At 51.8% G+C, this 24,492-nt stretch carries 27 protein-coding genes; 23 read left to right on the top strand and 4 right to left on the bottom strand.

What is annotated here, in order from left to right; all coding sequences use genetic code 11:
* Positions 1–104: 104 nt before the first annotated feature.
* Positions 105–710, bottom strand: a complete 606-nt coding sequence (locus tag NZD86_RS16350; RefSeq protein ID WP_268043111.1) for a superoxide dismutase — start codon at positions 708–710, stop codon at positions 105–107.
* A gap of 154 nt (positions 711–864) precedes the next feature.
* Between NZD86_RS16350 and fabI the strand changes: the two genes are divergently transcribed.
* Positions 865–1,650, top strand: coding sequence for an enoyl-ACP reductase FabI (fabI, locus tag NZD86_RS16345; RefSeq protein WP_326492676.1), 786 nt, complete (start codon positions 865–867; stop codon positions 1,648–1,650).
* Positions 1,651–1,739: 89 nt separating this feature from the next.
* On the opposite strand, the gene NZD86_RS16340 is transcribed toward fabI, so the two are convergent.
* Entirely contained in the window at positions 1,740–2,804 is a 1,065-nt protein-coding gene (locus NZD86_RS16340) for a quinone-dependent dihydroorotate dehydrogenase (RefSeq protein ID WP_268043110.1), read from the bottom strand.
* Between the two features lie 134 nt (positions 2,805–2,938).
* Here NZD86_RS16340 and NZD86_RS16335 point away from each other — a divergent pair, with 134 nt between their 5' ends.
* The 12 genes from NZD86_RS16335 to NZD86_RS16280 all read left to right on the top strand — a co-directional run bounded on the left by NZD86_RS16335 (position 2,939) and on the right by NZD86_RS16280 (position 12,543).
* Positions 2,939–3,490, top strand: coding sequence for a sigma-70 family RNA polymerase sigma factor (locus NZD86_RS16335; RefSeq protein ID WP_268043109.1), 552 nt, complete (start codon positions 2,939–2,941; stop codon positions 3,488–3,490).
* Complete coding sequence (locus tag NZD86_RS16330; RefSeq protein WP_268043108.1) at positions 3,487–4,491, top strand: hypothetical protein; 1,005 nt, start codon at positions 3,487–3,489, stop codon at positions 4,489–4,491. Before NZD86_RS16335 ends, NZD86_RS16330 begins: the two co-directional genes overlap by 4 nt.
* A 12-nt stretch (positions 4,492–4,503) precedes the next feature.
* On the top strand, positions 4,504–4,773 hold the full coding sequence (locus NZD86_RS16325; protein WP_268043107.1) for a hypothetical protein: 270 nt from the start codon (positions 4,504–4,506) through the stop codon (positions 4,771–4,773).
* Positions 4,774–4,875: 102 nt separating this feature from the next.
* Positions 4,876–5,991, top strand: coding sequence for an alanine dehydrogenase (gene ald / locus NZD86_RS16320; RefSeq protein WP_268043106.1), 1,116 nt, complete (start codon positions 4,876–4,878; stop codon positions 5,989–5,991).
* A 57-nt stretch (positions 5,992–6,048) separates the two neighbouring features.
* Positions 6,049–6,357, top strand: a complete 309-nt coding sequence (locus NZD86_RS16315; protein WP_268043105.1) for a metal-sulfur cluster assembly factor — start codon at positions 6,049–6,051, stop codon at positions 6,355–6,357.
* 164 nt (positions 6,358–6,521) lie between these two features.
* Positions 6,522–7,307, top strand: coding sequence for a Fe-S cluster assembly ATPase SufC (sufC, locus tag NZD86_RS16310; RefSeq protein ID WP_268043104.1), 786 nt, complete (start codon positions 6,522–6,524; stop codon positions 7,305–7,307).
* Positions 7,308–7,321: 14 nt separating this feature from the next.
* Positions 7,322–8,602 (top strand): SufB/SufD family protein, encoded by a 1,281-nt coding sequence (locus tag NZD86_RS16305; RefSeq protein ID WP_268043103.1) that lies wholly within the window; start codon positions 7,322–7,324, stop codon positions 8,600–8,602.
* Positions 8,599–9,831, top strand: a complete 1,233-nt coding sequence (locus NZD86_RS16300) for a cysteine desulfurase (protein ID WP_268043102.1) — start codon at positions 8,599–8,601, stop codon at positions 9,829–9,831. The genes NZD86_RS16305 and NZD86_RS16300 overlap by 4 nt, the downstream gene beginning before the upstream one ends.
* Positions 9,818–10,258 (top strand): Fe-S cluster assembly sulfur transfer protein SufU, encoded by a 441-nt coding sequence (gene sufU, locus NZD86_RS16295; RefSeq protein ID WP_268043101.1) that lies wholly within the window; start codon positions 9,818–9,820, stop codon positions 10,256–10,258. The genes NZD86_RS16300 and sufU overlap by 14 nt, the downstream gene beginning before the upstream one ends.
* 36 nt (positions 10,259–10,294) lie before the next feature.
* Positions 10,295–11,692: a Fe-S cluster assembly protein SufB gene (gene sufB / locus NZD86_RS16290; protein ID WP_268043100.1), complete on the top strand. Its 1,398-nt coding sequence runs from the start codon at positions 10,295–10,297 to the stop codon at positions 11,690–11,692.
* A 32-nt stretch (positions 11,693–11,724) separates the two neighbouring features.
* Positions 11,725–12,051, top strand: a complete 327-nt coding sequence (locus NZD86_RS16285) for a non-heme iron oxygenase ferredoxin subunit (protein WP_268043099.1) — start codon at positions 11,725–11,727, stop codon at positions 12,049–12,051.
* 51 nt (positions 12,052–12,102) lie between these two features.
* Positions 12,103–12,543, top strand: coding sequence for an RrF2 family transcriptional regulator (locus NZD86_RS16280; protein WP_268043098.1), 441 nt, complete (start codon positions 12,103–12,105; stop codon positions 12,541–12,543).
* Between the two features lie 113 nt (positions 12,544–12,656).
* Here NZD86_RS16280 and NZD86_RS16275 read toward each other — a convergent pair whose 3' ends face one another.
* Positions 12,657–12,932 (bottom strand): hypothetical protein, encoded by a 276-nt coding sequence (locus NZD86_RS16275; RefSeq protein WP_268043097.1) that lies wholly within the window; start codon positions 12,930–12,932, stop codon positions 12,657–12,659.
* A gap of 119 nt (positions 12,933–13,051) precedes the next feature.
* Here NZD86_RS16275 and NZD86_RS16270 point away from each other — a divergent pair, with 119 nt between their 5' ends.
* From NZD86_RS16270 to NZD86_RS16240, 7 genes are all read left to right on the top strand, one after another.
* Positions 13,052–13,585, top strand: coding sequence for a peroxiredoxin (locus NZD86_RS16270; protein WP_326492577.1), 534 nt, complete (start codon positions 13,052–13,054; stop codon positions 13,583–13,585).
* Between the two features lie 105 nt (positions 13,586–13,690).
* Positions 13,691–14,134, top strand: a complete 444-nt coding sequence (locus NZD86_RS16265) for a redoxin domain-containing protein (RefSeq protein ID WP_268043096.1) — start codon at positions 13,691–13,693, stop codon at positions 14,132–14,134.
* A 166-nt stretch (positions 14,135–14,300) separates the two neighbouring features.
* Complete coding sequence (locus NZD86_RS16260; RefSeq protein ID WP_268043095.1) at positions 14,301–14,924, top strand: fatty acid metabolism transcriptional regulator FadR; 624 nt, start codon at positions 14,301–14,303, stop codon at positions 14,922–14,924.
* Positions 14,921–15,691, top strand: a complete 771-nt coding sequence (locus NZD86_RS16255; RefSeq protein ID WP_268043094.1) for an electron transfer flavoprotein subunit beta/FixA family protein — start codon at positions 14,921–14,923, stop codon at positions 15,689–15,691. The genes NZD86_RS16260 and NZD86_RS16255 overlap by 4 nt, the downstream gene beginning before the upstream one ends.
* A gap of 17 nt (positions 15,692–15,708) precedes the next feature.
* On the top strand, positions 15,709–16,683 hold the full coding sequence (locus NZD86_RS16250; protein WP_268043093.1) for an electron transfer flavoprotein subunit alpha/FixB family protein: 975 nt from the start codon (positions 15,709–15,711) through the stop codon (positions 16,681–16,683).
* 482 nt (positions 16,684–17,165) lie between these two features.
* Positions 17,166–17,477 (top strand): hypothetical protein, encoded by a 312-nt coding sequence (locus NZD86_RS16245; RefSeq protein ID WP_268043092.1) that lies wholly within the window; start codon positions 17,166–17,168, stop codon positions 17,475–17,477.
* A gap of 22 nt (positions 17,478–17,499) precedes the next feature.
* Positions 17,500–17,889 carry a hypothetical protein gene (locus tag NZD86_RS16240; RefSeq protein ID WP_268043091.1) on the top strand — a complete coding sequence of 130 codons (390 nt, stop codon included), beginning with the start codon at positions 17,500–17,502 and terminating at the stop codon, positions 17,887–17,889.
* Positions 17,890–17,933: 44 nt separating this feature from the next.
* On the opposite strand, the gene NZD86_RS16235 is transcribed toward NZD86_RS16240, so the two are convergent.
* Positions 17,934–19,439, bottom strand: a complete 1,506-nt coding sequence (locus tag NZD86_RS16235) for a class II fumarate hydratase (protein ID WP_268043090.1) — start codon at positions 19,437–19,439, stop codon at positions 17,934–17,936.
* A gap of 135 nt (positions 19,440–19,574) precedes the next feature.
* On the opposite strand from NZD86_RS16235, the gene NZD86_RS16230 reads away from it, so the two are divergent.
* The 3 genes from NZD86_RS16230 to NZD86_RS16220 are packed head-to-tail and all read left to right on the top strand — an operon-like array spanning position 19,575 to position 24,461.
* Complete coding sequence (locus NZD86_RS16230; RefSeq protein WP_268043089.1) at positions 19,575–21,983, top strand: S9 family peptidase; 2,409 nt, start codon at positions 19,575–19,577, stop codon at positions 21,981–21,983.
* A gap of 28 nt (positions 21,984–22,011) precedes the next feature.
* Complete coding sequence (locus tag NZD86_RS16225; protein ID WP_268043088.1) at positions 22,012–22,896, top strand: inositol monophosphatase family protein; 885 nt, start codon at positions 22,012–22,014, stop codon at positions 22,894–22,896.
* A gap of 35 nt (positions 22,897–22,931) precedes the next feature.
* Positions 22,932–24,461 (top strand): nicotinate phosphoribosyltransferase, encoded by a 1,530-nt coding sequence (locus NZD86_RS16220; protein WP_456057547.1) that lies wholly within the window; start codon positions 22,932–22,934, stop codon positions 24,459–24,461.
* The last annotated feature ends 31 nt before the right edge of the window (positions 24,462–24,492 follow it).

Genomic DNA, 24,492 nt, shown 5'->3' with positions numbered 1-24,492 from the left:
ATTATTCTTCATAGGGAACGGAGATGGCCACACAAACTCCCCCAAAATAAAAGAACACCGGATCCGCATGGGAATCCGGTGTGTCTAACTCGCTGTGGCCGCTCTTAGAGAGCTGCTTCGTAGCGTTTGTTGACTTCGTTCCAATTGACGACGTTCCAGAATGCACCAATGTAATCTGGACGCTTGTTTTGGTATTTGAGGTAGTATGCGTGCTCCCAAACATCCAGCCCGAGAACAGGCTTTTTCCCGTCCATGAGCGGATTGTCTTGGTTTGGTGTGCTGGTGATGGCGAGCTTGCCGCCGTCGACAACCAGCCATGCCCAACCACTGCCAAAACGGCCTGTTGCAGCTGCCGCGAATTCTTCTTTGAACTTATCAAAACTACCGAATGCACTGTTGATTGCCTCGGCGATTTTGCCGGTCGGTTGGCCACCGCCATTTGGGCTGAGGATTTCCCAGAACAGGCTATGGTTTGCATGGCCACCACCGTTGTTGCGAACAGCCGTGCGGATATTCTCGGGAACAGAGTTGAGATCGCTGATGAGGTCTTCAATGCTCTTTGACGCGAGAGCGGTACCTTCAATCGCTTTGTTGAGGTTGTTAACATACGTAGCGTGGTGACGGTCATGGTGAATTTCCATGGTCAACGCGTCGATGTGAGGTTCGAGTGCATCGAATGCATACGGTAATGCTGGCAATTCATGTGCCATGTGACAAACCTCCTATGTAGTTAAAATGGGTACATTTACATTGTAACGCACCCGGAAACAGATTTCCAAACCTATTCCATCATTTGTTCGGCAGGTTTACGATATCCCACTCGGATGGTATACATGTAGAAGACATTTGCAGTCAAAGAGAGGGATCGATCCGTTGACACTACTGAATAACAAGACAATTGTCATCATGGGTGTTGCAAATAAGCGAAGCATCGGCTGGGGTGTTGCTCTCGCGGCAGCTCGTCAAGGAGCCAATTTGATTTTTACATACCGCAGCGACAGAGCCGGCGAGCAAATTCAGAAATTGCTGCAGGACAGCCTACCGGATAGTGAAGCGCAAGTGATTCACTGCGACGTGACCGATGACGCATCCGTTGAGTCGGCGTTTGCCGAAATTGGACAATCTGTCGATCACATCGATGGCCTCGTTCACTCCATCGCCCACGCGAACGTCGAGGACCTACAAGGTGAATTTGTCGCAACATCTCGAGAGGGATTTTTGCTGGCGCAAAACATCAGCGCCTACTCGCTCGTGGCGGTTTCTCGCGCTGCCCGCCCACTGTTTAAGCAAGGCGGCAGCATTGTCGCCATGAGTTACTTAGGGGCCGAGCGCGCTATCGAAAACTACAATGTCATGGGTGTTGCGAAAGCGTCATTGGAATCGACGGTTCGCTATCTCGCCGCAGATTTGGGCAAGGACCAAGTGCGCGTCAACGCCATCTCCGCGGGACCAATTCGTACGCTTGCAGCAAAAGGCGTTCGCGGATTCAACGACGTGCTGCACGCTGTGGAGGAAAAAGCGCCTCTGCGCCGCAACGTCGATGCAGAGGAAGTCGGGGATGTAACCTCGTTTTTCCTGAGCGATCTCAGCCGCGGCATCACAGGCGAGGTCATGCATGTCGACGCCGGTTTTCACATTGTCGGAATGTGAGTCCGGTCACATGAAAAGGCGGTGGCATGACGGACTAGTCTCCGTCATGCCACCGCCTGTCACGCCCACAAGCGAAAATGATCCTGCGCTTACCGAACCTCGGATCCAACCGCCTCGGAAATGGTCGTGAATCCATCTTCCTTCAGTTTGTTTGCAAGACCTGTCACAATTTCACTGACCACAGCAGGGCCACGGTAGATAAATGCCGTATAAATTTGAAGGAGTGAAGCGCCCGCGCGGATTTTTTCATACGCGTCGTCCGCATTGAAAATCCCTCCGCAGCCGACAATGGGGATTTTGCCTTCGGAAGCTCGGTACACGATTCGTACGACTTCTGTCGATCGCGATTGCAACGGAAGACCACTCAAACCACCCGACTCACGCTTTTCTGGGCTTTTGAGCCCTTGTCGCGAGATGGTGGTATTGGTTGCGATGATACCAACGCGGCCGACGAGCGAAGAGTCCGCGATGGTTTCGGAAATGTGCGTTAAGGCGCTGTCGCTCAGGTCGGGTGACAGTTTGATGAAAACGGGTCGCTCAAAGGCGTCTAATGTCGGCGCAAGACGTGTTAGCAATTGGATGATGGTGCTGGCGCTCTGCAGATCGCGAAGGCCTGGCGTGTTGGGTGAACTCAAGTTAACTGTGATGTAATCCGCACAGTGTGCAACCATTTTGAGGGCCTTTTCGTAATCGTCAGAAGCGGTCTCGTTGGGCGTAACTTTGTTCTTTCCGATATTTACGCCAATGATGCCCGGGCGGTTGTTCAGAGCCTGTAGGCGTCCAGCGCATGCAGCGCTTCCCTCATTATTAAAGCCCATGCGGTTGATCAGCGCTTCGTCTGGTTTCAGACGAAACAACCGTGGCGTTGGGTTTCCGGGTTGCGGGAGCGGTGTGACCGTCCCGACTTCAATGCTCGAAAAACCACAGCCGAACAGTCCGTTCACGGCAATGGCGTCTTTGTCTAAACCCGCTGCCAGGCCAATCGGATGAGAGAAATTCATGCCGAGTACAGTCTGTTTGAGACTGTCTGGTATGTGTAACTTTGGTGCGGCCAGTTTTGCCAATCGTGGCCAGCGGGATAAATTGCCCATGACGACGCGGTGGGCTTGTTCTGGATCAAGTTGAAATAGGAGTGCACGCGCAAGCCTATACATAGCGACCTCCAACCTTGGCTTTATCAAATCTGCTCGACAGTGTAGCATGTTTTACGAAGAAGCACACTTTTGTCACACAACGACGCGGTGTAACGTCTAAGGAGTAAGGCGTGCCATCAAAAGGGGAATGGAACATGCCGAAAGAGCGTCAGTCGAGCCATGGAGAGTCTTTCGACGACATTTCCCGACTCGAAGAGTGGATGGACTCTTACGGACAGGATGTCATCCACCTGGCCTACTCGTACCTTCATAACTACCATAAGGCCGAAGACGTCGCACAGGATGTCTTTCTTCGTGCATGGCGAAATTGGGACACATTTCAAGGGCAAAGTTCTGTGAAGACTTGGCTTCTATCGATCACGGCCAATCGCTGTAAGGATCACTTGCGTTCGTGGAGCGCCAAGCATGAAGTCAGCGACGATGGTGTGATATTTCATAGAATACCCGTGTCAGATACCGAGTCTCAAGTGACGGCGCGGCTTGAGCAGGATCGGCTATGGGGGATTGTGAATAATTTGCCGGAAAAGTATCGGGAAGTGGTTGTACTCTACTACCAGCGAGACTTGAGTGGCCAGGAAATCGCCGAAGTCTTAGGAATCAGTGAACAAGCTGTTCGGACGAGGTTACACAGAGGTCGACAGTTGCTAAAGAGCCAGCTTCGCGAGGAGGAAATGGGGTTTCTATGATGGACCAAGAAGATAAAGACCTCCGCGAATTAATGAAACAATTGAGTGATGTGCCGTTTCGCACCGAGTTGAAAGCGCGAATTTTAGATCAAGTACGCGAACCTGTGGGCAACCGGATTGAACCGCGACGCAAACGCCGTTCCTATGGTCGTTACTTTGCAGTGGCTAGCGGACTTGTGGCAGCCTGTCTGGTCGGTGCCGTGGCGATTTTGCATGATTCGGGTATTCAGATAAAAACAACCGCGGACACAAAGACCGTCCCGTTTAACGAAAGCGCCGCGCAGTTCGGTCTGAAAGATGCACCAGTCCAAGTCTCAAATGTACGCGTTGGAACGACGGCGGGGGATCCAAAGAATTCGGATGTTTTAGCAGATGTCACAAATAATTCAACTAGGCCAGTTCGCGAATCTGATTTGTTCGGCGTTCTGGCGTTTTCGCCGCAGGGGCAATCGACGGAGAACTGGCTTACTTTTGTCAATGGACCGAGCCAGGTGATTGAGCCGGGTCAAACAGTAGAGTGGTGGTTCCATCCGTCAGGGAGCAACCTGCATTCGCCGGTTGACGATAGACTGGTGGAAGAACCGCATTTGGCATTTTACGCTTCACATCTTGTCACCGCCGATACGGCCGATGCGTTGTGGCGGCGGAGCAAGCTGGAAGTGAGCAATGTTCAAGTGACGCCGCGTGATTTGAGCAACGGTATCCAGTCCGTCCAAATTAATACCCGTCTCACGAATCGTTCGAATCAGCCTATTGATTTAGAACGATCGCGAGCTATCATTTGGTTTGCGTCTACGAGTGATCAAAGCTTCCTGTCGGATAACAGCATCCGGTTCCTGTACCATATGAAACCGGAGTATAAGGACCAGTCGTGGCCTTCCGTGGTGGAACCGGGGCAGACCATCGCGGTGAATTTCCGGGTGCTGTCGGATTCGAAATCGGACTTCTTCAGTCGGACTCCACATGTCGTCGTGATCGATGCGCCACAGTTACCCTCATAAGGAGACACCAGGATGACAACACGTTTTAGTCTCGCAGAACTGGGCGACATGTTACACGTGCCAGTTGAACAAGTGCGGCAAGCCGTGGAGGCATTGGCGGAGGAACTGACGGGTGAATCGTTTCTATACAATGAACGCACCTGGCGGATCGCGCCAAGTGATGTGAAGCGAATCCAAACGTGGCTTGCAACACATGCCAGAGAAACGAACGAACTTCACCGTCCGCGAGCACGCAATGTTCGTATCAAACGAATTAAACCAGCCGAGGAGACAGGCGAATGATGCCTGTCTCTTTCGTTCGTTGCGTTTGTGCGAGTGGCGATTTACACTATGGTTGGATAATGCCGAAGAAATCGGGCAGCATCGGTGAAGGGAGTAACCCGCGTGATTATTGGTGTAGCAAAAGAGATTAAAGACAACGAAAATCGTGTTGCCATTACACCTGCAGGGGTTCAAGCACTGCGCGACGCAGGACACGAAGTCCTCGTGGAAACAGGTGCCGGTGTAGGCAGTGGATTCAGCGACGAAGAATATGCAGCTGCAGGAGCAACCATTGCCTCCGATGCCCGTTCAACCTGGTCTGGGGCGAATATGGTGATGAAGGTGAAGGAACCGTTAGCCTCGGAATTCGAGTATTTTCGATCCGATTTGACGCTCTTTACATATCTCCATTTGGCACCAGAACCGGAGTTGACTCGTGCACTCATGGACACTGGTGTGACGGCCATTGCATATGAGACGGTGCAGTTACCGGATCGGAGTTTGCCGTTGTTGACACCGATGTCTGAGGTCGCAGGACGTATGTCCATTCAGATCGGTGCGCATTTTTTGGAAAAGGCGCATGGTGGACAAGGCGTACTGCTCGCGGGGGTACCGGGCGTACCAGCTGCACGGGTGGTCATCGTTGGTGGTGGCATCGTCGGCACCAATGCGGCCCGTGTTGCCATGGGGATGGGCGCTGACGTCACCATTCTTGACAGCAACCCACGCCGTCTTCGTGAATTGGACGAGTTGTTCGGCGGACGTTTGCGGACTGTGATGTCAAACGCATTTAACTTGCGCGAACAAATTGAAGGTGCAGATTTACTCGTCGGCGCGGTTCTCATTCCAGGTGCGCGGGCGCCCAAAATCGTCACGGATGAAATGGTTAAGGGCATGCGCAAAGGTGGCGTCATTGTTGATGTGGCAATCGATCAAGGCGGTTCCATCGCAACGATTGATCGAATCACCACGCATAGTGATCCAGTTTACGAGAAGTACGGAGTTGTGCATTATTCAGTAGCGAACATGCCAGGTGCGGTACCGCGTACGTCCACTTTGGCATTGACGAATGTCACGACACCGTACGCTGTTCGCTTGGCGAACCTCGGGGCAGCCGACGCGGCCAAGGCGGACCCGGCGCTGGCAAAGGGGTTTAACGTATATAAGGGGAAGGTGACATTTGAAGCAGTGGCAACGGCGTTAAATGTGCCGTATACTGAGTTGTCCTATCTTCTTTGAGCAAAGAGTAGGCATAGCATAATGTAACATTCAAAATTGCGGAAACGGGGTGGCGAGATGGTAACAGAAGAACTGGTTCGCAACATGTTGTCGGAAATCCTAGACCCCGAAATTCAAATAGATATCGTCAATCTTGGAATGGTCTATGGGATAGACATTGCGGACGAAGGCAAAAGTATCAAGGTCACGATGACGCTTACGACCATGGGTTGTCCGCTTTACGACGAAATTAAAGATGAGATTGTAGAGCGACTGACATCACTCGAGGGTGTTGAGAACGTCGATGTGGAACTTACGTTTGATCCACCTTGGGACAAAGAAATGATGTCTGAAGAGGCAAAACTGGTTTTCAAATATCTCTTTTGACGTTGGAAAGGGGCTGTCCCACATGCCGTTGCAGGGTGTAGGGGCAGCTTTTTTGTGTCAGCTGTAAACTTGCATTTTCTCGTACATATGGTACGCTGTTTTAGGAAACATGACTAATGCAGTCAACATTTTAAAAATCATATATGAACTGAGAGGTAGGTAGCATGACAAAGCCAGATTTCACAATTGAAGACTTGCATGTCAGCATTGAAGGTAAAGAGATCCTCAAGGGGTTGAATTTACATATTGGCGGCGGTGAAATTCACGCCATCATGGGACCGAATGGCACGGGGAAAAGTACCCTTGCGTCTTCGCTGATGGGGCATCCCCATTACGAAGTGACGAGTGGGAAGGTTGTTTTAGACGGTCAAGACGTTCTTGAGATGTCGACAGACGAACGCGCCCGTGCGGGACTCTTTTTGGCTATGCAGTATCCATCTGAAGTGCCGGGCGTATCGAATGCGAACTTCATCCGTCAAGCCTTGAATGCTCGTTTGGGCGAAGGCAATGAGTTGCCGGTTTTGAAGTTCCATCGGAATCTTCAGGAAAAGATGAAGCAGTTGAACATCGATCCGGTGTTTGCTGAACGCTATTTGAACGAAGGCTTCTCCGGTGGTGAAAAGAAGCGGAACGAAATTCTTCAGATGACCATGTTGGAGCCGCGAATTGCGATTTTGGACGAGATCGACTCCGGTCTTGATATCGACGCGTTGAAAATTGTTGCGAACGGCGTAAATGCAGCAAGGTCTGAGAACATTGGCTTTCTCATCATCACGCACTATCAACGTCTGTTGAACTACATTGTCCCCGATCACGTTCACGTCATGATGCAGGGCCGCATCGTCAAGTCAGGTGATGCGAAACTCGCAGAGGAACTCGAAGCCAAGGGATATGACTGGTTGAAGGACGAACTGGGCATCGAAGACGAGACAGTCGAAGCGAACGCGTAAGGGGGGACACGGACGTGACAGAAGCGAATACAGTATCGCTGCAAGTACACTCCATCAGTGGAGCATTTCATGAGCCGGAATGGTTGACGCAGTTGCGGGAAGAGGCATGGCAGACGTTTGACTCCATGCCTGAACCGCGGTTGGAGAAGACGGACTTGCGTAAACGAGGGTGGGACGCAGGGAATTTTGTCACGGCGCCCTCAAAACAACTTCCTGCAGATGCGGCTTCATACATCGCAGGGTTAGATCATTCGCATGCCGTGTTTGTTGATGGTCATTTGGCCGACATTAAGTTGAACGAGGCGGACAGAGACTTAGGTGTGGTGTTCACCGACATCCACACTGCTGCTTCTAAACACGAAGACCTGGTCAAGGGAACGCTCGGAACAGTCGTTCCTGCGAGGGAGAGCAAATGGGCAGCGCTGAACTTTGCTTATTTTGCTGGCGGTGTGTTCTTATACGTTCCCCGAAAAGTCACATTGGAAAAGCCGTTCGAAGTGGTGCACGTGGTGACAAGTGAAGCTCAGGCGAGTTTCCCTCGGAGTCTCGTCGTTGCAGATGAGTTGGCTGATGTCCGGTTTGTGGAAGTTTCGTTTATCGGGGCGGATCGACAGAAATTCACGAACAGTCATGTTCTGGAAGTCGTCGCTAAGTCCGGAAGCCATGTGCATGTGGGTACCGCAGATGCCTTTCACAAGGGTCCAACGTATTTCGTTACACGTCGCGCTCACGTGGAAAAGGATGCGACGGTTGAATGGACTGTCAGTGACGTGAGTAACGGCTTCGCAGTGGAAGTTGTGGAAAGTGTCTTGAATGGTACAGGTGCTCGCTCACAGACTCGCGTCCTTGGCTTGGGTTACGGGCGTGAACATCTTGACTTGACAGCCAGCATGTTGCACGTGGGGCGGAACACGGAAAGCGACATCGTCATGCACAGTGCACTCCGCGAGAAGGCCAACAGCATCTTCCGGAGTAAGACCCAAATTGTGAAAGGTGCTGTGGGGGCGGGAAGCGAGCAGCATGATCGGATGATCATGGTTGATGGAACCGCTCGTGCAGATGCCATTCCCATGTTGTTGATCGATGAGAACGATGTACAGCGCTGCGGGCACGCGGCGAGTGTGGGGAAAATTGATCCCAATCAAATTTACTACTTAATGTCACGCGGTATTCCACAGACCCAAGCCATGAAAATGATCATCTGGGGCTATTTGAACGATTCAGTCGAAACGCTCCCAAGTGATCAAATTCGCGAGTTGGTTGTGGGTCGAATTGAAAGGGAGCTAGAGCGATGAATCCGATTGAGATCCGCAAGGATTTTCCCATCTTTGCTGAAGAGATAAACGGGCATCCCCTCGTGTACCTGGACAGTGCCGCGACTTCGCAAAAGCCGCGACAGGTTCTCGATGTTGTGAAACAATATTATGAACGCGAGAATTCCAATGTTCATCGCGGTGTGCACACCTTGGGAACACGGGCCACGGAAGCTTACGAGGGTGCTCGGGATAAGGTCGCACGGTTTATCAATGCCAAGAGTCCCAATCAGGTGGTCTTCACGCGGGGAACGACGGAGTCTATCAACATGATCGCATACGGTTATGCACGGATGCGGCTGGGGAAAGGCGACGAGATCGTTCTACCTCCGAGTGAGCACCACAGCAACTTGATTCCGTGGCAGCAGGTCGCGCGGACAACGGGCGCGGCACTGAAGTATCTACCGCTTCAGGCCGATGGAACCATTCGCCTCGAAGACGTGGAGTCGGCTGTGACGGATTCGACAAAAATTGTGGCTATCGCACAGGTGTCTAACGTCCTCGGCACCATTAACCCGGTCAAGGAAATTGCCGAGATTGCCCATCGGCATGGTGCTATTATTGTCGTCGATGGCGCACAGAGCGTTCCGCACATGCCTGTCGATGTCCAGGATCTCGATTGTGACTTCCTGGCTTTCTCAGGACATAAGATGTGTGGACCCACAGGTGTAGGTGTACTATACGGTAAAAAGCGTTTGCTAGACGAAATGGAGCCGACATATTTCGGCGGCGAGATGATCGATGTTGTTGAACTGCACGAATCGACATGGAAAGAAACACCGTGGAAATTCGAAGGTGGCACGCCTATTATTGCAGGGGCTGTCGGCCTTGGTGCAGCTGTCGATTACTTGACGGACATCGGCATGGAAAATATCGCAGAGCATGATATGAATCTCGCAAACTACGCGATGGAACGCCTTACGGAAATCGACGGCGTCGACGTGTACGGTCCGCCTGTCGGTGAAAAACGGGGTGGGCTCGTAACGTTCAATTTGCGGGGAGTTCATCCGCACGATGTCGCCACGGTTTTGGATTCGGCAGGTGTGGCGGTTCGGGCTGGACATCACTGTGCTCAGCCCTTGATGCGCATTCTCGAAGTGGGCGCGACTGCTCGTGCGAGTTTCTATTTGTACAATACGGAAGACGATATCGATGCACTCGTGCGGGCCCTACAACAAGCAAAGGAGTTCTTCGGGCATGCAATTGGATGATTTATATCGTCAAGTCATCATGGATCACTATCAACACCCGCGGAATCAGGGGAAACTTTCGGATGATGCAGTTTCCGTGGATCTCCGGAATCCAAGTTGTGGGGACGAAATTTCCCTGCAATTGATAGTGGAAGAGGGCATCGTTAAGGATGTACGCTTTAAGGGAAGCGGATGTTCCATTTCCATGGCATCTGCCTCAATGATGACAGAAGCTGTTAAAGGGTTACCCGTCGCTGATGCCCTTCACTTGTCTCACGAATTTCGCGAAATGATGAAGGGCCAAGACGTTGACTTAGATACACTCGGTGAACTGGAATCGCTGCAAGGCGTCTCTAAGTTCCCAGCTCGGATCAAGTGTGCAACACTTGCGTGGCAGGCACTGGAACGTGCCACAGCAACCGATGAGGCCGAAGAGGCTTCGCATTGACCATCCGTACGATCGCCTGAAGGGAGATGCATGACCATGGCAAAGCCATTGCCGGATATGGAAGAGTATCAGTATGGATTTCGCGATAAAGACATCTCAGTTGTGAAATTTGAAAAGGGTTTAACACGCAAGACCGTCGAAGAAATTTCCATGATGAAAAACGAACCTGGCTGGATGACGGATTTCCGCCTTCGTTCACTGGATATTTTTTTGGAAAAGGGCATGCCCACCTGGGGCGGTGACCTCAGTGCCTTGGACTTTGACGACATTACGTATTATGTAAAACCATCCGAGCGTCAGGGTAAGACATGGGAAGAAGTTCCGGAAGAGATCAAGAATACGTTCGATCGCCTTGGTATCCCGGAAGCTGAACAAAAGTTCCTGGCCGGTGTCTCAGCACAATACGAATCCGAAGTGGTCTATCACTCCATGCGAGCGGACCTCGAGGAAATGGGTGTTGTGTTCTGCGATACGGATACAGCGCTGCGTGAACATCCTGAAATCTTTAAGGAATATTTCGGTACGATCATTCCACCGGAAGACAACAAGTTTGCAGCACTGAACAGCGCGGTTTGGAGTGGCGGAAGCTTTATTTACGTCCCGAAGGGCGTTCGCTGTGAAGTGCCGCTGCAGGCTTACTTCCGAATCAACTCGGAAAACATGGGCCAATTCGAACGGACACTGATCATCGCTGACGACGACAGTTTTGTACATTACGTGGAAGGCTGTACGGCACCGGTTTACAGCACGAATTCACTACACAGCGCCGTCGTTGAAATCATCGTCAAGGATCGCGCACGTTGCCGTTACACGACCATTCAAAACTGGGCTCCAAACATCTACAACCTCGTCACCAAGCGCGCCGTTGCACACAAGGATGCAACGATGGAGTGGGTCGACGGAAACATCGGATCGAAACTGACGATGAAGTACCCATCTGTGTACATGCAAGGCGAAGGCGCAAAGGCAATGGTTCTTTCCATCGCTGTTGCCGGCAAGGGTCAACACCAAGATGCTGGTGCGAAGGTTGTGCACAATGCACCGAACACCACGTCGACGATTGTCTCCAAATCCATCAGTAAACACGGTGGGAAAACGACGTATCGCGGTTTGGCAAGCTTTGCACCCAATGCAAAGGGAGCAAAGGCGAATATTAAGTGTGATACGCTAATTCTCGACGAAAACTCGACGTCGGATACGGTTCCGTACAATGAAATTATGAACGAGGACGTCACGCTGGAGCACGAAGCATCCGTTTCAAAGGTGAGCGAAGAGCAGCTGTTCTATTTGATGAGCCGTGGCATTTCCGAAGAAGAAGCAACCCGAATGATTGTCATGGGCTTCATTGAACCTTTCACACGCGAACTTCCAATGGAGTACGCTGTTGAAATGAATCGACTGATCAAGTTTGAAATGGAAGGCTCCATCGGCTAATAGGGTTTGCTCGATGATTTACGTTGTGTGAGGTGCAAGAAGTCGTGGCATGGGTCAAAGTTGCAACTGCGAGTGCGCTCGCAGTTGGGGAAATGATGCAAGTAGAGGTTGAGGACGAAGATATTGCAGTGTATCACTTAGAAGACGGATTCTACGCTACGTCGGACGTATGCACGCACGCTTCGCAGTCACTGAGTCATGGAACGCTGTCCGGGCACATCGTTGCGTGCCCCAAACACGGTGGGAAGTTTGACGTCCGAACGGGGCAAGCAACGGCCTTCCCGTGTGTCATTCCTTTGTCGACATTTGATGTGGAAGTCCGCGGTGACGAAGTCTGGTTGAACTATGAAGACGAATGAAGGTATTTTGGCGTGCCGAAACACTAGAACTGTGAAAAGGGGGACCCACTCGTGAAAGTTTCCCGCAAGACGGAGTACGGGTTGCGAGCCATGGTTGCCTTAGCACAAATGGCGGGTGTAGAGCGCCCAGTCCCACTTCGCGAGGTAGCTGAGTCAGAATCCATTCCGGAACAGTTTCTAGATCAGATCATGGCAAAGCTCCGCCGTGCTGGATTTGTTACAAGTGTCCGCGGTGCAGGCGGAGGGTATCAATTAAGTCGATCCGCCGACAAGATCTCCGTTGGTGCACTGGTTCGCGTGCTTGAAGGTTCTCTCGCTCCCATTGCCTGTATCACTGAGGATTCGACTGGGTCTCCAGAGAGTATTTGCGACTTGTACCACGGGTGCCACACCCGCAATGTCTGGATGCGTGTGACGGTGGCCGTGACGAACGCACTGGATGCCTTGACACTGGCTGATGTCATGCATGATGAAGTTCCTATGCAGGTCTAAGGGCGAGGCGTCTTCAAACATAAAAGAGAGAGGCTCTGCATTGCAGAAACCTCTCTCTTTTATGATATTAGGCGACTTGGCACGGACATACGACGGTATGCCGTAAATGTAACCTAGAAGCCCAAATCGAGCTTTGGCAATTGCTGTATTTCTTCAACCGCTTGATCTCTCGCGTTGCACGCTTCTAAATACTTTAAATAAATGCGCTTTACATCTTCATGCTTGTTCAAGACCACCGGGTCAACCTTCAGATGGTGTTCTTCGCGATCATACGAGATGTGCAGGCTCGGATTGTACCCGTTATCCCGTAGGCTGTTTAGAAGCGCGCTGAGCGAATCGTTGACCATGAAGTGAGCGCTACTCCAGTCCTCAGAGCGATAAGTATCCATAAATCAGGGTTCCTTCCCTTCGTCCGTGGTCGCATGAGTTTGAAAGCTCCATTTGCTTAATAGTATAATCTGTTTGATAGTACTTCGCCAGTTTGGCACAACTTCGAGGAGGGATTCATATGCCGTTGGTTGGTCGTCCAGCACCGGATTTTGACATGCTATCTACAAAAAACATGGACACATTGGACGAGCACGTAAAGTTGTCTGATTACAAGGGCAAGTGGCTGGTATTCTTCTTTTATCCAGCGGACTTTACATTTGTTTGCCCAACCGAGATTATCGCAATGAACGATCGACTGCAGGAATTCAAGGATCTCGACGCTGAAGTTTTGGGTGCAAGTACGGACAGCGTACATAGCCACAAAGCGTGGATTAATACGCCCAAGACGGAAAATGGGCTCGGTGGTTTGGATTACCCGTTGGCCGCAGATTTTACCAAGACAGTTGCACGCAGCTACGACGTGTTGGTGGAAGAAGAAGGAACCGCACTTCGTGGGTTGTTTATCATTGATCCAGAGGGCGTACTCAGATACCAAGTTGTTCACGATATGAACATCGGTCGCAGTGTTGATGAAACTCTGCGTGTACTGGAAGCCCTCCAAGCCGGCGGGATGTGCCCAGCCAACTGGAAGCCTGGGGAAGCACTCCTGTAAGATCCAACTGGTGACACTCGAAACCGTAAATATTTGATAACAGCGGGGATCGTTAGGAGTTTATCCATGACGCCCCGTTGTTGTCCATCTAAGGGGGGAAACGACATGCCAATGCGTTTAGGAACGGAAATGCCAACACTCGAGGGTGCGACACAATGGTTAAATGGAGAACCGAAACTGGAAAAAGACAAGGTCACATTTGTCCACTTCTGGGCTGTGTCATGCCATATTTGTCACGAAACTATGCCTGAGGTCTTGCGCCTTCGAGATGAATACGGCGCACAAGGTTTGCAAACAGTTGCCGTTCATATGCCGCGGATGCAAGAGGATACGGATGTGGAACGAATTCAAAAGGATGTCGACAAATACGGAATCACCCAGCCTTGCGCTGTGGACAATCGACACGCTATTGCGAACCAATTTATGAATGAGTACACGCCGGCGTTCTTTGTGTTTGGCAAGGATGGGACGCTGAAGTTTCGCGCTGCCGGGGACAAAGGGTTTGAGAAAGTAGAACCGAAACTGCGTGAAGCTTTGGGTCTAGCCTAATTAACATGGAGCGGGAGCGGTACTGAGTGGCCGTCTTGCCGTTCCATGTATTTCGTACCTTCCGACCGTTCGGTATAATTTCTTTTCGAGATCTATTGACAGTCGCTTTCACTGAGAATACACTCTGGTTAGAAAATGAATGAATGCTCATTCATTTCTGGGAGGGATGGATATCGGAACACGCCGGGACAGTGGCAAGCATACTGCCATCCTACAAGCGGCCATCCAGGTGATTTCCCAGGCAGGGTATCATAACGCGCAGATCAGCCGAATTGCACGTGAGGCCGGTGTCGCGGATGGTACGGTTTACCTCTACTTTAAGAACAAAGAGGATCTCCTTTTATCCATCCTGCGAAAGGCAATTGGTGAAGTTGTTTTGCAACTTGAGCAAGCGCTTCCAACAGAGAAGACTGCTGAGTGGAAGTTGCGGCGGATCGTGGAGATCTATTTTCAAGACCTCAGTCGCGATCCCGCCTTGGCCATGGTCACACAGGTACATCTGCGGCAAGTCGATGCAGAGTTGCGTCGACAGGTCGGTGACATCATGAAACCGTTTTACAACTTGCTTGACGGCGTCATCGACCAGGGCGTGAGAGAAGGCGTTGTCGACGGGGCCATCAGTCACCGGATTGCACGCCGAATGATTTTCGGAACAATGGACGAAACAGTTACCGCATGGGTGCTCACGGGGAGCAAGTACAACTTGCCGGCACTCGCACCAGAGATCGTTCGAGTCTTGTTGTACGGTATCTCCAGACGCGACGATGTAAAGGAGGAAGTAACGCTGTGAATATCTTGGTTCTATTAAAACAGACGTTTGATACGGAAGAGCGTATTAACATTGTGGACGGGAAAGTGAAAGAAGACGGCGTTCGCTTTGTCGTCAATCCGTATGATGAATATGCCATTGAGGAGGCAATTCGCCTCAAGGAGGAAAATGATGCTCAGGTGACCGTTGTAACACTGGGCCCTGAGCGCGCGGAGGAAGCCCTCCGCACGGCACTCGCCATGGGCGCGGATGAAGCGATTCTTGCGGATGACAAAGCACTGTTCGGCGACGAGTATACAGCTGCACAGGTGCTGGCTGCCATTGCCAAGAAGGGCAATTACGATCTCATCTTGGGCGGCAATCAAGCGGTCGACGACGGGTCAAGCCAGGTTGCAGTACGACTTGCGGAACTGCTCGGTTGGGAACATATCTCCACGTTGACGAAATTGGAGATAAACGGTGACGAGGTCGTTGGGCACCGCGACGCTGAAGGTGATGAAGAAATTGTCGCTGGACGCTTGCCACTCGTTGTCACAGCGCAACAGGGTCTCAACGACCCGCGTTACCCATCTTTGATTGGCATTCGCAAGGCTGGAAAAAAGCCGCTTCACCACGTTACGCTGGCTGATTTGGGACTGGATTCATCGGTCATTGCCGCCAGAACAGAAGTCGTCGAGACGTTCCTGCCCGCGAAAAAAGAAGCCGGGAAAATTCTGCAAGGCGAACTGTCCGACCAAGTGAAGGAACTCGTTGGTGCTCTTCGCACCGTTGAAAAGGTTATCGAATAAGCACAGGGGGGAGAACAATGGGAAAGAACATCTTAGTGGTTGCCGACGTACGTCACCAGAATGTGCGTCAAGTTACAAATGAAATGATCGGCGCGGCGAATGAATTGGCACAGGGTGGTTCCGTTCACGTCGCCGTACTCGGTCACGAGGTGAACATTCCTGACCTTGGTGCGAAGGGCGCAGACGACGTCTGGGTTGTAAACGATGAAAGCCTCAAAAACTATACACCTTCGGCATATCGGAAAGCCGTACTGGAAATCTACCGGCAAGTGAATCCGCAGGTGATTTTATTTGCGCACTCCGCTGTGGGAAAGGACTTGGCGCCAGTTGTTGCGATGCGTCTTGGCCTCGGTCAGATCTCCGATGTAACCGCCCTTGATGTGAGCGGCGACAAACCGTTATTCACACGTCCGATCTACGCCGGTAAAGCGTTCACGAAGGTCACGCCGAAGGCTGAACCGTACGCGGTAACGATTCGCCCGAATAACCTTCAGCCGTATAGCGGATCGGCCAAGACGGCACAAACGCATGAAGTGACAGTCTCCTTTGAAACACCCGACCTAGCAACAGTTGTCCGCGAAGTCGTTCAAAAGGCGACTGGCGGGGTGGACTTAACGGAAGCAAAAATCATTATTTCGGGCGGACGCGGCGTGAAGTCTGCAGATGGGTTTGCCCCACTAAAGGAACTCGCGGATGTGCTCGGGGCGGCAGTCGGTGCATCGCGCGGTGCATGTGATGCAGGGTACTGCGACTACGCGCTTCAGATTGGCCAAACCGGTAAGGTTGTCACACCGGACCTGTATATCGCGTGCGGGATCTCTGGCGCGATTCAGCACTTAGCAGGGATGTCCAGCTCAAAGGTTATCGTGGCAATCAACAAAGATCCGGAAGCGCCCATTTTCCAAGTTGCCGATTATGGTATCGTCGGTGACTTGTTTGAGGTGGTTCCTCTTCTCACAGAGGAGTTCAAGAAAGTTCTTGTGAACCAATAAGGGAATGGCGAGGCTGAATAGCCTGATGAACGGGGTTGTCCCGCATGCCGTCGTAGGATGGGTGCAGGGGCAGCCCCTTTTTGTCGGCGGCGGGATCGACTGCTTGGAAAAAAGGAAGTACCCATGGGACCATGGACGGAATGAATCTCCGGGATACTTCCTTTTTCTTCCTTGCGAGTGAGCTGTTATGCGCCGTACGCTCCGCGTGGAACGAAAGTGAAAAATGCCACGACGACGAGTGCAACGAAGAATACTCCCCAAAAGAACTGACGCATTGTCTTGCCTCCTTAAAGTTATGTACGCGATTACTATGTACAATAAGACTATGGCCATTTTAGCAAAAACGCGGTTAACCTGCATCTCATGGACGGGCCCAGTACATTACGGACAAGTGCGTATGATGTGATATACTTTGGCGTAAGGACATACGCTTTATGCTCATTCGAGAACCTTGTCGGATAACCTATATAAGGAGCATGATCATGCGTTCGTTTGATCAATTAGACTGGGTGCATCAATTCGGAGATTACGAGATGTTTATGTACGTCCAAGCGGACGGCACTGATGAAGATGGCATATACATTCAATTGCTTCAGAGGAATGTGCAAGACGGCGCAGAACAGTGGGATATTCTTTATGATCGGCGACTGTCATCCGCGACAATGGAACTACCTTTTGGTCCGGAAGATCCGGCCTTCGAGGAGGCGGTCCTTCGTCACTATCTAGATGATCATCCTACGCTTGTTGATGACGAAAAGACTTATTTAGCGAACTGGTTAAAAGAACGGGAATAAACGGTGGGAGGGTGGTAACACCGTGGCAAAGCGAACAAAGCAAGGACATCGACGTACACGCACTGACGATATGGATAAGCCGGCATACGCGATGGACGTGATTCCAGATAAACCAAAGAAACCTGAAAAGGAAAAGCCAAAAGAAGAAGCGTTTCACATCGGCGATACCATTGGTGGGCAAGCTGCGGAAAAACTTGCCCAGTTAAAATCCCAATTGGCGGATGTCGAGATGGACAAGACAAAGGCAAAGGAAAAACCAAAACGGAAAGTCCAGTCGGCGAAAGAGCGGTTGGAAGAAAATCCGGATTTGTCCTTTGCTGAACTATTTGATCCGCAAGAGGACGACGAACAATCATTTGACGAACTGCTGAAGTCCTCTAAACTTGACTGGCATCATTTTAAAGACGAATAGAGATTTCAGACCGTCCCCCATCGGGAGCACAGTAGAGCCACGGCTTAATCCCCCATTTCGAATGTTCCGCCGTGCGGTCGGCCGTTCGTTGGGGGCGGGCTCTGAGGTGGATCCTGGACATTCGACGCATGCGGAGTGGACACCGGTTGCGACGGATCCGTTACCCGTGACAGGCGTTCTACATCGAGCGCCCTATTCATGGCCACGTCCGCTATACCAAGGGCTTTTCCCGCATCGCGCAAAGAGACGTTGTGAGTCAGAGCGTACTTGACGATTTTAGCAGCTTCTTCGTAGCCTACCTCCACGTTTAGTGCCGTCGCAAGTGACAGTGTATTTTCCGCATACCAACGGCACCTGGACACATCCGCCTCAATCCCTCGTACACATCTGTCTGTAAATGCATCGACGGCGTTACTCAAAATTCGAATACTATGTAAGAAATTCGCGGCCATGACTGGCATCATCACGTTCAATTCCAACTGCCCGGCTAAGCCTGCCTGGGCCACCGTCGTATCGCAACCGAGGACTTGAAAGGCGACCATGTTTAGCATCTCCGCCATGACTGGATTTACTTTCCCAGGCATAATGGACGATCCCGGTTGCACTGCCGGCATCTCGATCTCGCCAAAACCCGTCCGAGGACCTGACGCCATGAGACGGAAGTCGTTTGCGATACGGCCCAGCGCTTGTGCAATGGTTCGTAAAACACCGCTGACGAGGACAACTTCGTCCGGGTTTTGGTTAAACGTAAACGGGTTGTTCGGCAGGTGAAAGGCGAGCTGTGTATACTCCGAGATGTATTCAGCAGCTCGCTGCGCAAATCCGGGTGGTGTGTTGATCCCGGTTCCCACAGCGTTTCCACCGATCCCGATAGCAAGCAGGTTACTCGCACTTTGCTCTAACCAAACTCGGTGCCTGGCGATGTTCTCGGCGTAGGCCGCAAATTCGTCACCGAGGCGGAGCGGAACGGCATCCTGTAAATGTGTGCGTCCAGCCTTGATCACGTCTTGAAAAGCTAGAGCTTTGTCCTCTAAGGCTGTCTGCAGGGCTGCAAGGGACGGATCGAGTTCGTGTGCGAGCATCTCCATTCCTGCAATGTTCATTGCCACGTGGATGGTGTCGTTTGTCGATTGGGATCGATTGACGTCATCATTGGGATGAACCATGCTGGTGTCACCGCGTGTTCCGCCGAGTAACTCTGACGCGCGACTTGCGATGACTTCATTGACGTTCATGTTTTGTGAAGTACCTGCACCTGCTTGATAGACATCGACTTGAAACCAGTCTTGAAAGCGACCGTCGATCACTTCTTCAGCCGCTTGACAGATGGCGTTTGTTTTGTCTTGTGTCATGGTGCCGAGATCGGCATGAGCTCGCGCTGCAGCCCACTTGACGATGGCTTGTGCTCGAATAAATTCGTGAGGCAAACGTAGTCCGCTGATTGGAAAATTAACGATTGCACGTGCAGTTTGTGCTCCGTAATACGCTTCTGCTGGAATTTGAAGTTCTCCGAGAGAATCATGTACTGTTCGCATGGTTGGGTGTGACATGAGCGTCCTCCTCCGTCCGCATTGAACATTTTTCCTGCATACTCCTGCTATTGTAACATTTTTCCGGTTTTTGCATACGCTTGTGTCGCCAGATTCCCTCATGTACAGTGGAAGCGAAGACTGAGGTGAGACGTGTTGAAGAAATGGACCATCGAGGAAGTCGTGTCATTTGGTCGACCGAGCGGCGTGACCATTTCACCCGACGGGAATCGGGTTGTATACAGTCTGCAAACGACCGATGACGAAGCTTCTGAATATGTACATAAACTGTGGTCAGTGGATGAACATGACCGTCTGCATCCAGTTCAACTGACGCAAGGAGATAGTAAAGATACGTATCCGCAGATGAGTCCAGACGGAAAGTGGCTGGGATTCATCAGTGATAGACGCCCGAAGAGCGAAGATGATGACACGGAGTATCCGGACCATCAATTGTATGTTCTCCCCCTTGCTGGCGGTGAGGCGAGACTTGTCTCCGACGAGCTCGGTGAAGTTTACGACTTCACCTTTACAGGAGATGGGAAGCGCCTGTTCGTCATCACTGATGCGAAGGAAACACCGTATGAGAAGTACATGCGGACCTCTGCTGAAGAAGACAAGCGGGATGTGATACACGAAGAGCGGATCGTTCGTCCAAAGCGGATCTGTTCCATTGCGCTGCCGACGTTCGAAGTAACCACAATATATCCCCGGGACTACGGTTTGCAGCAGTTGGCCGTGAACCACGATGGGTCGCTTGTGGTATTTGTGACGAACTACACGGGCCTCGTCAATGACGTGGACAGATGTGACATATGGGCGCTCGCTCGTTCGGACTCCGGTGCCTTTCACGCCCGTCCTTTGGTCACCCGCAAAGGCGCCTGTGTTCAGCCAGTCATCTCGCCGGATGGAACCCGAATCGCCTTTATCGCGCCCCGGGGTGATTTGTCCGAACATGCACAGTCTGACCTATGGCTGATTCATTTAAATGGTAAGAGCGTGGAGAATGTTACGGAAGCCTTGGGCTTTGTCGGCGATGTCGAGGACATTGCGTGGAACGGTCCCCACGAAATCATCGCTGCGACCGAACGGGGATTATACGCACCTATTGTTGGTTTTACGTGCAGTGAGAATGTAGAAGAGTGGAGCTTTCGCTACATCACGTTGGAAACGGCGATTGTTCAAGAGTTTGCGGTGGCTGACAAGGCAAAACGCATCGCGTATATCGCGGAGACGAAAGATGATCCGGCCGATGTGTTTGTCAGTTCTCTGGACGAGCAGATCGGGAAAGCATGGACGAACTTACATGCTGACAAACGTGATTTGCCTCGAGCACGTGTCGAGGCGTTTACATGGAACTCGTTTGACGGGTGGCAAATGGAGGGCGTCCTCGTGCTGCCGAACGAGGAACTCGTTGGGGCTGGCCCGTATCCGCTCATTGTCGATATTCACGGAGGACCCGCTTGGCATACGACGCTTTCCTTCGCGCACTATCTCAACTATCATTGGTTGGCAAGCCTTGGATACGCCGTTTTTTCGCCAAATTATCGCGGCGGAATTGGTTACGGGCAGACGTACATTCAAGCCAACCATCGCGATCTCGGCGGCGGCGACTATCGAGATATCATGGCCGGTGTGGATGCCGTATTGGAGACGGGGCGAATTAATCCGGAAAGGCTCGGACTGACTGGCGGAAGCTATGGCGGGTATATGACCAACTGGATCATCGGTCATGACCATCGTTTTAAAGCGGCCGTTTCTGAATTCGGAATCTGGAGTTTGTTCACCGATTTCGGGTGCTCCACGCAGCGAACCTGGGAGATCATGTACCTGGGGACGTATTGGGAGAACGAGGAACTGTACCTTGAACGGTCACCCTCGCGATACGTACAGAATATCCAGACACCGGTTCTCATCATCCACGGTGATGCCGATGACAATACGTTTCCGGCGAATTCACGCGAAATGTACAATGCACTGGTGGAAGCCGGCAAGACGGTTGAGTACATTCATTACCCGAGAGAGGGACATGGGATTCATGAACCTAGGCATCGGATGGACGAACTTGTGCGGATTGCAGAGTGGTTCCAGCACTACCTTCCGACGTCCCAAACGTTGCCTGTCGTACCACTCAAGCAGGCCCAACGGATCGAACCCACTCATTTGTCCGTCTCCGTCAACAACGTTCGTGAAACGACGGACTACGCACCGTACGGCACGGATTATGAACGCATAATTGAAGTCAGGCTAACAATGGAGAGAACTGGGTCTGGAGAGAATGCGGCAGTCCAAGTCCATCTCGGCGACGCCGCAACAAGCGATTTCGTCCTTGTCCGAACATCAGCAGAGGCTCATCAACGTCCGTCTGTTTTTCCATCGGACCATTTGACGCCGTTGGCAGTTTGTCTTGGCGACAGCGGGAGCATCGTCACGGGTGAGCTCGTCGTTCACTTGTTAAACGAAACATCTGTTTGTGTTTTGTTCCCGAGCGGGGCGTTGGAATACGCCAAACTCTCAGACTTCCACTTGCGCATCAAGGATGTTCGTTTTCAGCTTGTTGAGTGAGGAAACCTTTCCAGAAAGGTGACATGCCATGGGAACCGAGGACAAACAATTGAGGCTCGTGCTGCGTACCGCCTTGGAAGCGGCTCTTGAGGCAGGGGATTACTTTCGGTCAAGATTCGCCACGGAATTGGTGGTTCATACAAAAACATCTATTTCCGATTTGGTCACGGATGTTGATCCACATTGCGAGCGGCTGATCCATGACCGCATAAGAACCAGCTTTCCGGATCACCACGTACTTGGTGAAGAATCAGTGGGTCCGGGGCATGACGCCGCCGTTACCGCGACGCGTGAAATCCTGGCTGACGAAGCTGTTTGGATTGTCGATCCGCTTGACGGAACGACGAACTTCGTGCACGCTATCCCCCTTTCTGTTGTTTCCATTGCCTTTGCATGCCAAGGCCGCATTCAGGTGGGTGTTGTGTGCGATCCCTACCGCGGCGAAGTGTTCTACAGCGTCCGCGGGCAAGGAGCGTATCTCGCTGATAAATCTGCCATCAGCGATTGGATCTCCAGAACAGGTGAATCGAACCCCGGGATGAAACTCGCGGTTTCACGGATTCACGAACTGGAACGTGCCGTGATCTCCACGGGACTGCCCATGCGACATGCCGAACGCGATGTGATGATGGAGCGTACCATGCCGCTCATCACCCGCGCTAAGAGCCTTCGCACGTTAGGGGCTGCAGCATTGCAACTGGCGTATGTGGCGGCTGGCAGAATTGATGTATTCTGGGAATATGAATTGAATGCGTGGGATGTCGCGGCTGGTGTTCTCTTAATTGAAGAAGCTGGAGGCACGGTTGAGGACCTTGACGGCCAACCGTACAGCCTGGTGACACGCGACATCATTGCAAGTGGTGGTCGTGAAGTGATACAAATCATTCAGGATGCGCTCGCGAGCGAAAAATAGACCTCAACATCATATGGGTGCAGGAGATGAATTGGTTGACAGATGTGAATGAACGAGCACGGCAGCGGATCGAAGAAATATCCCGCTTGCCGGTTTATCGTGACAGACACTTGACGCTGCTCACGGACCTTTACCAATTGACGATGATGTACGGCCATTTTCGGGAGGGCCGTCACGAAGAGCGTGTTGTATTCGATTTATTCTATCGGCAGAATCCTTGTGGAAACGGGTATGCCATTACCGCGGGACTGGAACAGGTCGTGTGGTACCTGTATAATCTCCGGTTCAGCGACGCCGATTTAGCGTACCTTCGTTCGTTAAACATGTTTTCAGACGAGTTTTTGCAGTACCTAAAGAACTTCACGTTTCATGGGGACGTCTATGCCATCCCCGAGGGCACGGTTGTATTCCCGAACGAGCCGTTACTCCGCGTGGAAGGGCCAATTGTTGAAGTGCAACTCATCGAGTCTGCTATCCTGTCCTTCATCAACCATCAGAGTTTGATTGCGACGAAGGCTCGGCGGATTGTTGAGGCAGCCCGTACGAACGACGGACATGAGGATAATCCCGTTATCGAGATGGGTCTCAGACGCGCGCAGAATGTCGACGCATCTGTTTTTGGGGCTCGTGCGGCAATCATTGGCGGATGTGTTTCAACGAGCAATCTCATGGCCGCCGAATCGTATCATCTTCCTGTTGCCGGCACTCAGGGCCACAGCTGGATTCAAAGTTTTCCCTCTGAACTGGAGGCATTTGAGGCATACGCGAGCGCCTTCCCCGACGATACAGTACTCTTGGTGGATACATACGACGTCTTGCGATCCGGCGTGCCCAACGCCATTCGCGTTGGCCTTCGTTTAAAGGAAGAGGGCCATACTCTGAAGGGGATACGGATTGACAGTGGTGACCTGGCGTATCTTTCCAAACGTGCACGAAAAATGTTGGACGCCGCGGGTCTGACGGAGACGAAGATCATTGCTTCGTCCGATCTCGATGAGTACACCATTCGCGACCTGGTGACGCAGGGCGCCGAGATCGACAGTTGGGGAGTGGGGACGAACCTCATCACCAGCATCGATTGCCCAGCCCTCGGGTGCGTATACAAGCTGGTTGCCCAAGAGGTAAATCACGTCCTCGAACCGCGTATCAAAGTGTCCGAGAATCCAAGTAAAATCACGAATCCGGGCCGCAAAAAAGTACTCCGGCTGTACGTTGACGACCATGCAGTGGCGGATTTGATTGCGCTTGTGGATGAGACGTACGATCCCTCGGAGCCGCTCGAGCTGTTTGATCCGATTCACACGTACAAACGGAAAGTCATTCAGAATTACAGGGTGGAAGAGTTGTTGGTGCCTGTTTTCCAGGGTGGGACGTTGGTTTACGAGTTGCCGGAGCTACCGGAGATTCAAGCGCGCGTTGAAGTGCAGGTTGAGTACTTCGGGTCCGAAATTAGGCGGCACTTAAAGCCGCACGGGTACCACGTCGATCTCTCACAACCACTGTGGGACTTAAAGCAAAAACTATTACATCAGTGGCGCGGTCGTCGTGTCGCACAGTCCAAATGATGGACGCTGTCACGGCACGCCAGGTGTTGTA

Origin of the sequence: Alicyclobacillus dauci (assembly GCF_026651605.1) — a bacterium.
GTDB classification, from domain to species: Bacteria; Bacillota; Bacilli; order Alicyclobacillales; family Alicyclobacillaceae; genus Alicyclobacillus; species Alicyclobacillus dauci.
Note: the sequence above shows the minus strand (reverse complement) of the source record. Positions and strands in the feature narration are given on the sequence as shown.